We start from the raw sequence: 12,796 nt of genomic DNA, 5'->3' as shown, positions 1-12,796 counted from the left end.
TCGCTACTTACCTTTTCGGAGTTTTGATGGCTTTTTCCTTTTTTTACTTTTGCGAACTTAATTGTACTCTATCTACAAAGAAATAAAAACATTTTCATTAAAAAGTTTCGACAAATATAACAAATATCCTGTTAATGCTATATAAATTTCTTACCATAAATATATTTCCTACTCTCTTAAAAAAATATTTTATATACTATTAATATAAAATCAGCAAAAAAATAGCCTAACAAAAGCACAAGCCCCGCTTTTCAACAGGGCGTATAAAGTCTATGAAAAAAGTCTGTAAATAAGGTATTTTATTTTACCTCAAGTTTCTATTGCAATGTTATCTAAGGTAATAAAATGATAATTTTCTTTCTATTATTCTTTCTATTATATAGTAAAATTTATTCATGTAAACTTCTTTAGGCCTTTATTTTCCTTGTGTGGATATAGCACAGAAATACTTTACATTATTTCTATAGTATCGGCTTTATCATAACACATAGCTGCAGCCGCAATTTGCATCATCGTGATGATTAATAGCGGCCACAGTTGTTTCCTGCTTCGTACTTTTTAACTAAAACTGCTATATCTGATATATATATTTATCATGTACTACAACACCCATTAAAATACCACATCCTGCGGCCACTGCCAAACACTAATTTTGTGCTCCAGTTCCTTGATTTGCTTGGTCAACGTCTGTAGTAATTGCTCGTTCGTACAACTACCTCGTAAATTTATTTTGAAATATTCCGAATATTTCCACATTTAAAAATAAACTAAATTTGCATTCTCAACAATACTATTTCATTTAACCATATCTTTATTCAGACATTGTCCCTGTGCATCTTGTGTTTTAATATCAAAGTTATTCTGATTGATTGATTTTTGTTCACCTAAAATGTATAAATCATAGTTCCATGTTCCGTCTTTATTAACATATGGTTTCCCTTCATGATCATTGACACCCCATAATAATTCTGCTACACTGGCAGTGTTTAAAGGAGATATCTTCCCACCTTGCATACCCTATTTGCGGCATGCTTTGGGAGGTATCTCCTTTTTGTTGTAATAAATCATAAAATTTAGCATCATTTATGGTAAATTGATTTAAATTTTCATTGCCTTTCCGAGCCTGTCAGTACTACTATCAATTACTTTTTTCGGTCTTCCTGCAGCCATTGTTATCATCCCTGATTTTTTGGTTTTGAATTTCTGGCATTTTTTCAAAAGAATAGGCCATACGCGGTCTGGCTTTCGAACTTAAAAACTTTTTTGCACTCCCCCGGCTATAGCAAGCAATACTTTCTGCGTCTTGGTCTTATCCTGCTGCGACTTATTATAAGCTGCATGGATGGTCGCATGGATTCGAGCACTCACGTAAATTAAATTATGCACATCAAATGCCCGTTGCGGATTCTCTTCCACAGGGATGATATGATGTGCAATCGTTCCTTTCACAATATGATGTTCTATTACTTTCATATATTCATCTAGACCGGCGGCCCGTTGTTTTACCTGCATACGGATGGGCTTCCAGAGTTTAGAATGATATACAACTTTGCCTACTGAATTACGGTGATAGGTATCATACTCCTTATGGCGGTTATGATTACATGAGCAAGTACCATCTATCGGATACTGCTGTCCGCAGTAAGAACATATTTTTATCAGCATACTCATCACTCCTTATATTCAATTTAAAATTGGCAACAAAAAAAGGCACCCATCTCTGAGTGCCTGTAAATTATATGGAACCTAACTTATTACCTGTTTTCCCTAATAGCAGTTAACTACCTAATTGAGCCCTATAGCAAACAACGACAATCCGGTTATACTCTAACTTATGTTTTTTCCTATTTTAAAATTCTGTTTCGTCTGCCTTGTATAACAGGCCGATGATTTATATCCGTTTCATGAGTCTTTTTCTGTTGATATCGCCTATATGAAGCTGATATGCAATGGCCATGCTTAATGGTCAATCTCATATTAAGACATATACCATACTGATTAAATCGACATCGTTTGTTGTCACAGTCTATCATAGAATCACCGGTTTCAATACATGAAAAAAGCACCCATATACATGAGTGCTTATGGTAGAAGGGTTTACCCATTCCAACCCTTCCAAAAGGGAAGTTTCAATAATCAGTCTGGCTCTAATTATTTACTCCTTAATATTTAAATTATATCATAAAAATTATCAACTTTACATTGATAACTCTATTTAATACTGTATTCAGTTTAGCATTTTGAAATTATATTTTTGTTATAAAATAAATGGACAAATCATCTATTTGTTACAATTTTATAACAAAAAATGGTACTTTATCACAGTATGTTAACACTATGATAGAGGTTTGATGTATTTCCTTGCTTCTTCAAAAACAAGCTAGTATACTGCACTTATCAAACAAGTTATGTGATGTAAGAAAAGGATGTGACAATCATGTTAAATATTTCAAAGAAATTAAAAGCAACAATATTAACTGGTATGATTGCTACCAGTATGTTAGGAACCACTTTAGTAAATGCCGCCGGGCCTGAAGATCAGCCAGCCCCGCCTCCTTCACATCACCAGCAACACAATCCCCATCATGATGATCCTCATCATGGTCCTGACCATGATGGAAACAACAAGAATGACGAAGTTACTGCATTTGTTGCAGGTGCTGTTATCGGAGCGGTTGTCGGACATACCATTTAATATAAAATAAATTTATTATATTGAGTAAAAGAAAGAATGTGACAAAAATGAAAAACACGTTATTGAAAAAAATTGCACTATTACTAATGGCAACTTTTACAATGGGCTTATTCTCAAGTTTTGCTGATGAAGGCCCCGTACCGCCTCCTCCGCCACCGCATCACCAACATCATCACCATCCTCAACCAACCCCACCGCCTCCACCTCCTCAAGATTAATATACAATACAAACGGTCGTCAGTATAACGTACTGACGACCGCTTTTTTGTAATAATAATTACAAAAGCTACCGGATTTGTACCGATGGCGTGGATAGAAATGTAATTTTTGGTGCAGCATCTAACGGCAACATGCCTTTATAATCAGCACTATCCGCCTTCGCGTTTTTCAAACACGTCTCGGCCATTACTTCCTTTAAAGTAACTATGGATACGTATTTTCATGTGATTCCTGATAGGAAACAATCACGTATAGAAAAGATACCAGATTTATCCGTGTCAGTCAAATGAAAGTCAAAAGAAGCATGATATTTGGCAATCAACCTGTTTTTAGGCAATAAAAAAGAACCTACCAAAGTAGGTTCCATCTTATCGTATGGCGGAGAGACAGGGATTTGAACCCTGGATAGAGCTTTCGCCCTATACATGATTTCCAATCATGCTCCTTCAGCCGCTCGGACATCTCTCCACGTCTTACACATTGTTGCATATATATGAAATTATGCAGTGTCTTCGGGATAAACACTCAACGTGCAACTATGGTCGGGGCGACAGGATTCGAACCTGCGACCTCTTAGTCCCGAACCAAGCGCGCTACCAAACTGCGCTACGCCCCGTTACCTGACTTACATATTATCTCATATTTTGAAAAAATGTCAAGCAATAATTTTAATAAAAGCGTCCCTGCTTACGGGACGCTTTCTGTATATCATATTCTATTTATGCCTGCGCTTCCAGGCAACCCCGCCGGCCAAGGTAAGTACCGTCAAACAAATTTTGATTATGGTGCCATTGCCTTCAGCCAAAGGCAAGGAGGCATCTGTTGCCAGCATTCCGCCGGCAGCCCAGCCGAGAACGGCGCCGCCAATGTATATGAGACTGGGAAACCGTGTCATGATTTTAATAACCATAGTACTTCCGAAAATAATGATCGGTACCGATATCAGCATACCAAATGCCAGAAGTCCCATGTGTCCGCCCGTGGCACCCACAATGCCCAATACATTGTCAAGACTCATTAATGCATCGGCAACCACGATTGTTTCTACGGCTCCCATCAACGTATCTTTACTTTTTACACTCAAATTTTCTTTTTGGTCCTGATTGCCGATCAGTTTAATGCCAATGAGGACTAACAAGATACCGCCTGCCGTTTTTAAATACGGGATCTGCAATAGCCATACAACGAGCAGTGCCATCAAAAACCGCAGTATAATAGCTCCCGCCGTACCATATAATATTGCTTTTTTTTGCAGCTGTGGCGACAGATTTTTAGCAGCCATGCCGATAACGATAGAGTTATCCCCGCCAAGAGCCAAATCAATTAACACAACCTGCACTACCATCCAGACATCTTGAATGAGTATTTCTTCCAATGAACATCCTCCTCTTTTTTTACTTCCATTTTATTATAATGGAAAAATAAGGTAATGACAAGAAAAGTATTCTGTTTTAGTCTTTATTGTGCTAAAATGATAAAAGACTACATTATGTGAGGTGTACTAATGGAACACTATCAGCTCAAACCAGAATTAGAAGCTTTTATCAAAAAGAATGTACAAGATGCTGCGACTGCGCATTTCGTCATGACTCCGGCAAGTATGCGGGAGGCTTCTCTGCGGCTCGCCTTTTCACAGGAATTGCCAAAGGTAACCATGGCTGCCGTTACGGATGCCGTTTTAAACCAATGCGGAGAATATGATGTACCCGTCCGTATTTACAGGCCGACAGCCGGTACGGCACCGTTGCCGGTACTGATTTATTATCACGGCGGTGGTTTTGTTATTGATTCTATCATGGTGTATGATCCTATTTTACGGCGTATTGCCGAAGCTACAAATCATATCGTCGTAGCACCGGAATACCGCTTGGCCCCGGAAAATCCGTACCCCGCCGCCGAAGTCGATGCCTTAGCGACTGCCAAACGGACGCTGGCCAAGTTAGATGAGCTTCATATTCCGTATCTGCCGGATATTACCTTGGCAGGCGACAGTGCCGGCGGCTATCTGGCAGCGGTTGTTAGTTCGCAGCTGCAGGAGGATGCACAGATTCCCATCACACATCAGATTTTAATATACCCCAGCCTTGATATGACTCATTCTCTTCCCTCTTTTGAAGAAAACGGGATTGATACCTACGGCTCCAATAAAAATAAAATGGAATGGTATTTTGATTGTTATCTGCACGATGTACCCGACAAAAAAGTGGTTTCTCCTTTATTTGGAAAACTTTCGCCAAATATGCCGGCTACCTTGATGATAACCGTACAATTCTGCCCCTTCCGTGACGAAGGCGCCGCGTATACAGCCCGTCTGCAACAATACGGTGTGCGGACCGAATTATATAATGTAACCAATATGGTCCATTCGTATCTTAATTTCGAAAAGATCTGCTATGACGAAATTTGTGCTACGTATAAAAAAATGGCACACTTTCTAGCATAAGAAAGTAATCCAGATACATACAAAAGAACTGCTGCATAGAGCACCTATATCAGGTATCTCTATGCGGCAGTTTTTGTATCTGCCTATATCCCATTGAAACGGTACGACTACGAGTCGCACCGGCAATCAGCTGCCATGCTGCACGCTGAAGGTATCCAGCGTCGCATTGATTCGTTCTGCCAGCGAATCCGGCAGTCCTTCGATATTGATGTTCAAGAACCCGCGGACGATCGTCGCCGTAGCTTCTTCTTCATTCATGCCGCGAGCCATCAGATATTCGATTTCTTCAGGAGCAATTCGACCGACAGCCGCTTCATGACTCATTTCATTATTATCCGTTTCCGAATTCAATTCCGGAATCGCTCGGATATACCCTTTTTTGGAAAGCATCAATCCATGGCATTCCAAATGTGCCTGGACTTCTTCGGCAGCTCCTGTTAAATTACCGCGGTTAATGATTTCTCCTCCTGTGGAGATACTCCGTGTAATAACTTCAGCCCGAGTCCCCGGTACTTCAAGAACAGCCTTGCCGCCAATGTCCATATGCGCGCCTTCGGGGGCTACCAGAATAGAATTCAGGCGGGTAACCGCCCCTTTCCCAACAAGACGTACCGTCGGATACATCTGGATATCGGCGACCTTTTCCATATTGACATAGTTCGAAAGATAGGTTCCGCCTTCTTCGACGATCGTAACCGTGCGCGGTCGGACCGTCACATGTTCTCCCCAGCTGTGGATCATCGTAAAGGAAAGTTTGGCGTTCTTGCCGACAAACATTTCACTGATGCCGATATGTATGCCGTGTTCAACAGAGGTGTCACTGGCACAGCCGCTGATAATATTTAATTCGGCGCCTTCTTCCAAAATAATGACATTGTGAACCCGCTGCAATTGATCTTCATGGCCCATAAACACACAGGCCTGCAGCGGTGCCGTGATCTGGGTCCCGGCTTTGACTCGGATAAAGTATCCCTGTTCCTGTTCCAATGCTGTTTTTGCCGTGTATTTGTCCGTGTCAGGCTTTACGGCCTTCCACCAGTACTTTTCTACCAATTCCGGATATTTTTTAGCGGCAGCGCCGGTATTCATCAATTCCAGCGGTGTTTGTTCCTTGACTTTGGATTCAACAGCCGCATTATCCACCTGTACATACGTAGCACTGCGGTTTTCCTCCTGTAAATCAATACCCACTTTTTCCAGCTTTGACTTTCCTGTATCCGTTAGCTCTTCTGGCGATAAAACATGCACATCATTATTATCATCAAACGTGCTTAAATCGATATCATTGCCAAACGCCGCTTTTTTATTCAGTGCTTCTTCCAGTATATGTTTATCCATTATCGCACACCTCCCCGGCATGTTTCGCGGACACAGCGTTCATAACCCGACTGTGCAATACATTGCAGTACATGCAGCGGATCACCGCTCTGACAAGTCAGTGTACCGTTATATAAAATATGTGCATGAGACGATGGAACATATTTAAGGATATGTCCCAAATGTGTAATAATCAGGCCGCTGTGACCACTTTCCTTAAGCGGATTGTTATCCTCACATTCCGTATTATTGCCGCAGCAAGGCTTTTGACAGTCCCCTTTGCGACAATCGGTATGCTGCAAAATATAGTTCGCCGCCCGGCCTACCAAGGCTATATTTTCGATATCGACACCGCTTTCCGGTTCATCCAGCAGCAGCAATTCCGGTTTTTGCGCCATCAGCTGCAGCAGTTCGCTGCGCTTCAATTCACCGCCGCTGAACCCTTCATTGACACTGCGGTCCAGAAAATCGCTCATTCCCATCCATTTGGCCATGCTTTCTGTTTCTTTAGGAGTCGCTCCGCAAATTTCCACCATTTTCCGCAGCGAAAGACCCCGGATCGTCGGCGGCCTTTGGATCATGACGCCAATGCCTAATTTAGCTCGTTCATAACAGGGAGCCGTCGTAATATCCTGTCCTTTGAAAATAATCTTTCCTTCCAAGACTTTATATCGTTCAAATCCCATAATCGTACTGATCAAAGTCGACTTTCCGGTCCCATTCGGTCCCAAAAGTACATGTACTTCTCCTGGCGCAATATGCAGATTAATGTCCTGCAATATCGTCTTTCCGTCAACTGCAACTGTCAAATGTTCAATATGTAACACCGTAACGTCTCCTTTTTGTAGGTAAATAGTTAGCAATATGTTCTAATTTTATCATACTATTTACGATTAGGGAAACAAATCTGCCCCTATATGCCGAATTCATGATGGTTTCATTACAGGGCTTTATTTTTTTCTGTCGATGCTACGACCGCCGCGGCGGCGGCTGCCCGGAACCCTTTTTCTTCCAATATACGTACGGCTTCAATTGTCGTACCGCCCGGTGAACATACGTCATCCTTCAATTTTCCCGGATGTTCGCCGGTTTCCAATACCATCTTCGCAGCGCCCAAAACCGTCTGTGCCGCAAAGGTATATGCCATCTGCCGCGGCATCCCTTCAAGAACGGCTCCATCTGCCAGGGCTTCAATGAACATATACACATATGCCGGACCGCTGCCGCTTAATCCGCAGACGGCATCGATCAATCGTTCTGCCACCAGTTCTGCTTTGCCAAAGCTTTCAAAAACAGCTAACGCTGCTGCCTTTTCATCTTCGGTAACAGTTTCATTAACAGCCAATGCCGACATGCCTTCTCCGACTAAAGCCGGCGTATTGGGCATGACCCGGATGATTTTCGTTCCCTGCGGGAGCGGGGCTGCCAATCGTTCTATCGTTAAACCGGCCGCGATAGATATGACTACCGTATCAGGCTGTACCACGTCTTTGATTTCCGTCAGAACAGATCCCATACTATTCGGCTTAACTGCCAAAATAACTGCCTTTGCCTGTTTGACGAGCTCCGCTGCAGAATCAACCACTGTAACGCCTGATTCCTGCTGTATGGTTTCTGCCTTCGCTTTATGGATATTATATATATAAATATGTTCGGGCCCTATCAGACCGGATCCGACTAATCCTTGTATAATTGCTTTTCCCATATTTCCAGTACCGCATATACCTATTGATGTAAACATAATTCCATTCCTCCTCAACGATTCTCTAGTAACGTACCCATACAAATGCCGTTTCCTTACTATACTCGTTCGGCTTTATGCCAATGATGCGTCGTCAAAAAGACACCCATAATAATAGCCGCTGCCCCGATCAACTGGATCGGTCCGATATGATCATTAAATAATACGGCACCGCTCACCATGCCCACAACGGGCATAATATTCAAAAATATAGCCGATATACTCGGCCCGGCCATTTTAACCCCTATATTATAGAAATATAAAGAAATAAGACCGCCTAAAAATACCATGTACACAAAGGACCCCATTGCTAACGGCGATAACGGCGTAACCTGCAGCGTTCCTGCGGCTATACCGTACACCAAAGTCATAAGACCGCCTATAAGGCCAAACCATAACGTGGCCGCCGCTGCCGAAATATATTTCATGGCTTTCAGACTAATAAAGCAATAAATCGCCCATGAAGTTTGTGAAGCAAAACACAATATATCACCGATATTGAAATCTATCTGCCGGATCAATTCTATCGAACCATCACTGACAATAGCGAGCACCCCGGCAAAGGAAAAAAAGATACCGATCCATTTGATGATACTCAGCCGCTCGCGGATAAGAAAAACAGCCATAAGAGCCGTAACGGCCGGCGAAGTCGCCGAGATAAGCGTGCAATTGGTAACGGTAGTATACTGCAAGCCGGCAAATTGCAGCACATTATTTAAAAGAACCCCGAAGAAACCCATCAGCGCCAGCCAGCCCCAGGCAGCCTTAGGAGGTATCATCTTTTTCCCTTCCCGCGGATAGATAACAAGGGCCAGACACAAGCTGATAAAACTATACCGTATCACCGTCAAGGTAACCGGACTCCATTCGGCAACAAGCCATTTTACACATACTGGCTGAAATCCCCAAACAGCACTGGCAAAAGCCAGCATAAAATACGTTTTAAACATGTATGTACCTTCTTTATAAAATAATGCACAGCAGGCTTGTGCTGCTGTAAATTTCCGAAAATCTGCGGTACAGCCCTTACGTCACCCATATATCTTCCTCTTGCTATACCTGCATCGGTTTATTTTTTATCCCAATATTCGCAGGAAACTCCGACAACACGCGAATCAAACGAAGTTCCGTCATCTTGCGTATAATGTTTTGTGGCACGAAAAACATATTTTGCCCCCATATATAGCAGGGGTATATTAATATATACGATTGTAATATTAGCTAAATCAGAAAAGGCCCAAAGATTTCCCAAGTCATACCCGGCAATATTGACCATAATGCCGAATGCTGCAACAAAAATGCCAAAACTGCGGACGGCATTGATAAAAAGAGTATTGCGGCTGATGCGATTGGCAGCAATTTCCGAATAGGTAATCAAACCGACCATGGTAGTATAGGCAAATAAACAAAAGCAAAAGGTCAGCAGAAACATAATCAGGGCATTACCAAAACCCGGTGCCAGCGTATTCGCTGACATAAGGAACTTAGGCAGTTTTCCGGCCGCTTTCCACGCAGTGGGATCCTGCGCCCAGGCATGGGCCATAATGATGATAAATCCGGTCATCGTACAGATGATGTGGGTATCAAGCAATACACCCAAGGAAGCAACAAGACCTTGTTCACAGGGATGTTTGGCATCGGCTGCTGCCGCCGCCATCGTGATAGTACCTTGGCCGGCTTCATTAGACATAAGTCCGCGTTTTACCCCTTGGACTAATGCAACGCCAAACAACCCGCCAAATATAGCCTCCGGTTTAAATGCACCGCCAAAGACGGCCGAAAAAAAATACGGAACGCTGTCTACATTCATAACAATAAGCGCCAGAACGGTAACCACATAGACAACGGCCATAACCGGAACCATCGCATCCGTTGCTTTGGATACCCGCTTGATGCCGCCAAAGGCCATGGCAGCACAAATAAGCAAAATAACAACAGCAGTTATATAATAAAAGGTAGAAATCGTGGGAATCTGAGTACCGGTTATAATTTCCCCCATCGCTCCGACAGAGGATACCACATTAAATGCCTGTGCCGGTAAGCAAAACATGGCATATAAAATATACACACACGATAACGCGATACCGACCCAAACCTTGTTGCCCAGCAGCCGCCTGCCATAAAAAGGAAGACCGCCGACAAATTCATCGTTCTTTTTTTCTTTGAATATTTGCGCCAGTGTACTTTCCATGTATGCCGTTGCCATTCCAAAAAAGGCTGAAATCCACATCCAAAACAAGGCTCCCGGACCACCGACCGAAATAGCTCCCGTGACACCGATAATATTACCGGGGCCGACCCGCATTGCCGAACTCAGAAAGAACGCCGCCAGCGGAGAAATACCCGTTTCGGCCGTTCGGCGCTGTACTAAAAGTTTGATGCCCCGTTTAAATTGGGTAACCTGAATAAATCCGAGTCGCGACGAAAAATAAATTCCGGAACCTACCAAAACGATAACGGCCAAAGAAAAATTTCCTAATACGGGAATCGCCTTATACCAAGCAATATTAGTTGGAAAATCCCAGAAAAAATCAGATACGGCTGCAACAAAGGCAAGCACACTATTTATGCTGTCAAATATCTCTTTCAAAAAAAGCCCTTCTTTCCGTTGATGAATACGTAAATGCCGGTACGGAAAACTTCTCCTGTACCGGCATCTTGCAATTAAAAGGTCGAACCTACTGTTGTGCGCCCGCTTCTGTAATAGCAGCCTTTATGAGTGCTGCAAGTCCTGTAATCTTTTTCTTGGAAACAGAGCATACAGCCAGCCGTATTCCTTTTTTCAACGGAACAAGGAATATATTCTGACGTTCCATGATATCACAAACCGCTTTGGAGTTCGTCATCGGTATCGTAATAAAGAATCCCGATAAATACGGCAAAATCTTCAACTCTGCCGAGGCCGCTTCAGTCATAAAAATAGCCGCCCGTTCCTTCATAAGCTGGAAGTATTTAGCACGTTCTGCATCCAGTTCCACAATGCGTTCCGGATCCTTGCAAATATTCACCATGGCTTTCATGGCAGCACTGTTGGAATTGGACCAAGTCGCACGGCTGGTATATTGATTAACATCTACAAATTCCTTAGCTACATCGGCATTGGAAGTAATTCCGATCATCGCACCGATACGCTGTCCATACATCGTGAATCCTTTACTCAAAGTATAGGAAACAATGACAAGAAGATTGGCCGGCAAATTGCCGAATTTTTTGAAAAACTTCCGGCATTCGTGCTTTTCACCGCTGTAATCCAAATATGCTACATCAGAGACCAGAATAATATTTTTATCCTTATCTTTGATAATATTCTGTAAAAATGCGAGAACATGATCCCAGTCTTCTTCCGTAAGAGCAAAACCGGTCGGATTGTTGGCTGGAGAATTCATAATAATAACGGTATTATACTGTTTCGATACCATATTCGTCACATGTTCTTTAAAACTAGCAAAGTTAAACTGATCCTTTTCATCTAACAATTCAAATTCGCGAAGCTTGCGGCCGTTATCGATACACATGCTGTTATAAGCGCCCCAATGCCAATCGCTGGTCAAAACATCGTCGCCCCATTCAGAATAATTATGAATCACATGATGCAAAACACCAGAACCACCGGAAGTTGCACAAGCGCGGATATATCCATCCGGGCGAGATTCCCCGAAACACTGATCAATAACAGCTTCCAAATAATCCGGATATCCTTGAATAGGCGCATACGAAACAATTTCCTTCGGAGTCAGCGCTTTATAGGATTTCTGAACAACATCCAGCATAACCAGATTGCCGTCTTCATCCAGCAACGATCCAACGGTACCATTCGTAACCTTATCTACCCCTATTTTTTCTGCAAGTGCATTCGCTCTGTTATTAGCGGCAAAAATATTATCTTCTGCGCACTTACCTTTAGCTTGTGGTGCTGCAACACTCATTGACATGAAAAATCATCCTCCCCTTCTTTATGTACACTCATAATTATTGCACAAGAAGAGGAATTTTACAACAACAATCCCCCATGTATACAAAAGATTACGGATAACTATGTCCGGATAGGCAATATCCAGACAAAAAAAACACCAGCATACCATTACGGCATGCTGGCTTTCAATCAGCGGCTTCCTATCCTCCCAGGGCGCTTCCACCCAAGTACTTTCGGCGTTTGCGGGCTTAACTGCTGTGTTCGGCATGGGAACAGGTGGATCCCCGCAGCTATCGCTACTGAATTATTCAGGGTCATACCCTGACAACCACAAAGAAAAGTATCTGCGAATCAAAGGCCATACATAGTCTTGCATACTTGCTTAAGTCAAGTCCTCGGTCTATTAGTACCGGTCCGCTCCATACATCACTGTACTTCCACTCCCGGCCTATCAACCACATCGTCTCT

Annotated in this window: 11 protein-coding genes, 2 tRNA genes and 2 rRNA genes; 2 read left to right on the top strand and 13 right to left on the bottom strand. The window is 42.7% G+C overall.

The features are described 5' to 3' along the window. Positions 1–795 precede the first annotated feature (795 nt). Together BLR11_RS13290 and BLR11_RS13285 are read right to left on the bottom strand one after the other, a co-directional pair. Positions 796–1,014, bottom strand: a complete 219-nt coding sequence (locus BLR11_RS13290) for a hypothetical protein (RefSeq protein ID WP_091653044.1) — start codon at positions 1,012–1,014, stop codon at positions 796–798. Positions 1,015–1,251: 237 nt separating this feature from the next. Next, positions 1,252–1,665: a hypothetical protein gene (locus BLR11_RS13285; protein WP_091653041.1), complete on the bottom strand. Its 414-nt coding sequence runs from the start codon at positions 1,663–1,665 to the stop codon at positions 1,252–1,254. Between the two features lie 772 nt (positions 1,666–2,437). On the opposite strand from BLR11_RS13285, the gene BLR11_RS13280 reads away from it, so the two are divergent. Then, entirely contained in the window at positions 2,438–2,695 is a 258-nt protein-coding gene (locus BLR11_RS13280; protein WP_091653038.1) for a hypothetical protein, read from the top strand. A gap of 595 nt (positions 2,696–3,290) precedes the next feature. Here BLR11_RS13280 and BLR11_RS13275 read toward each other — a convergent pair. From BLR11_RS13275 to BLR11_RS13265, 3 genes are all read right to left on the bottom strand, one after another. After that, a tRNA-Ser gene (locus tag BLR11_RS13275) sits at positions 3,291–3,382 on the bottom strand. A gap of 71 nt (positions 3,383–3,453) precedes the next feature. Continuing rightward, positions 3,454–3,530 (bottom strand) — tRNA-Pro (locus BLR11_RS13270). Positions 3,531–3,629: 99 nt separating this feature from the next. After that, complete coding sequence (locus BLR11_RS13265; RefSeq protein ID WP_245675175.1) at positions 3,630–4,289, bottom strand: TerC family protein; 660 nt, start codon at positions 4,287–4,289, stop codon at positions 3,630–3,632. A 129-nt stretch (positions 4,290–4,418) separates the two neighbouring features. Here BLR11_RS13265 and BLR11_RS13260 point away from each other — a divergent pair, with 129 nt between their 5' ends. After that, positions 4,419–5,357, top strand: a complete 939-nt coding sequence (locus BLR11_RS13260) for an alpha/beta hydrolase (RefSeq protein ID WP_091653035.1) — start codon at positions 4,419–4,421, stop codon at positions 5,355–5,357. Positions 5,358–5,483: 126 nt separating this feature from the next. Here BLR11_RS13260 and BLR11_RS13255 read toward each other — a convergent pair whose 3' ends face one another. The 8 genes from BLR11_RS13255 to BLR11_RS13220 form a co-directional block, all read right to left on the bottom strand. Next, positions 5,484–6,695, bottom strand: coding sequence for a SufB/SufD family protein (locus tag BLR11_RS13255; RefSeq protein WP_091653033.1), 1,212 nt, complete (start codon positions 6,693–6,695; stop codon positions 5,484–5,486). Beyond that, on the bottom strand, positions 6,695–7,501 hold the full coding sequence (locus BLR11_RS13250; RefSeq protein WP_091653030.1) for an ABC transporter ATP-binding protein: 807 nt from the start codon (positions 7,499–7,501) through the stop codon (positions 6,695–6,697). The genes BLR11_RS13255 and BLR11_RS13250 overlap by 1 nt, the downstream gene beginning before the upstream one ends. A gap of 113 nt (positions 7,502–7,614) precedes the next feature. Then, positions 7,615–8,415 (bottom strand): pyrroline-5-carboxylate reductase, encoded by an 801-nt coding sequence (gene proC, locus BLR11_RS13245; protein ID WP_091653028.1) that lies wholly within the window; start codon positions 8,413–8,415, stop codon positions 7,615–7,617. A 59-nt stretch (positions 8,416–8,474) separates the two neighbouring features. Continuing rightward, positions 8,475–9,365: a DMT family transporter gene (locus tag BLR11_RS13240; RefSeq protein ID WP_091653025.1), complete on the bottom strand. Its 891-nt coding sequence runs from the start codon at positions 9,363–9,365 to the stop codon at positions 8,475–8,477. Between the two features lie 119 nt (positions 9,366–9,484). Further along, complete coding sequence (locus BLR11_RS13235; RefSeq protein ID WP_091653023.1) at positions 9,485–11,005, bottom strand: alanine/glycine:cation symporter family protein; 1,521 nt, start codon at positions 11,003–11,005, stop codon at positions 9,485–9,487. Positions 11,006–11,093: 88 nt separating this feature from the next. Next, positions 11,094–12,347 (bottom strand): pyridoxal phosphate-dependent aminotransferase, encoded by a 1,254-nt coding sequence (locus tag BLR11_RS13230; protein ID WP_091653020.1) that lies wholly within the window; start codon positions 12,345–12,347, stop codon positions 11,094–11,096. A 168-nt stretch (positions 12,348–12,515) separates the two neighbouring features. Then, positions 12,516–12,632 (bottom strand): 5S ribosomal RNA (gene rrf / locus BLR11_RS13225). Between the two features lie 79 nt (positions 12,633–12,711). Then, positions 12,712–12,796: ribosomal RNA gene (locus BLR11_RS13220) — 23S ribosomal RNA — on the bottom strand; the annotation flags it as partial.

Origin of the sequence: Megasphaera paucivorans (genome assembly GCF_900103535.1) — a bacterium.
Lineage (GTDB): Bacteria > Bacillota > Negativicutes > Veillonellales > Megasphaeraceae > Megasphaera_A > Megasphaera_A paucivorans.
Note: the sequence above shows the minus strand (reverse complement) of the source record. Positions and strands in the feature narration are given on the sequence as shown.

Coding starts and splice junctions, on each gene's coding strand:
- BLR11_RS13240 (WP_091653025.1), bottom strand. CDS start 9,365: ATGTTTAAAACGTATTTTATGCTGGCTTTTGCCAGTGCTGTTTGGGGA.
- BLR11_RS13280 (WP_091653038.1), top strand. CDS start 2,438: ATGTTAAATATTTCAAAGAAATTAAAAGCAACAATATTAACTGGTATG.
- proC (WP_091653028.1), bottom strand. CDS start 8,415: ATGTTTACATCAATAGGTATATGCGGTACTGGAAATATGGGAAAAGCA.
- BLR11_RS13290 (WP_091653044.1), bottom strand. CDS start 1,014: ATGCAAGGTGGGAAGATATCTCCTTTAAACACTGCCAGTGTAGCAGAA.
- BLR11_RS13255 (WP_091653033.1), bottom strand. CDS start 6,695: ATGGATAAACATATACTGGAAGAAGCACTGAATAAAAAAGCGGCGTTT.
- BLR11_RS13260 (WP_091653035.1), top strand. CDS start 4,419: ATGGAACACTATCAGCTCAAACCAGAATTAGAAGCTTTTATCAAAAAG.
- BLR11_RS13230 (WP_091653020.1), bottom strand. CDS start 12,347: ATGTCAATGAGTGTTGCAGCACCACAAGCTAAAGGTAAGTGCGCAGAA.
- BLR11_RS13285 (WP_091653041.1), bottom strand. CDS start 1,665: ATGCTGATAAAAATATGTTCTTACTGCGGACAGCAGTATCCGATAGAT.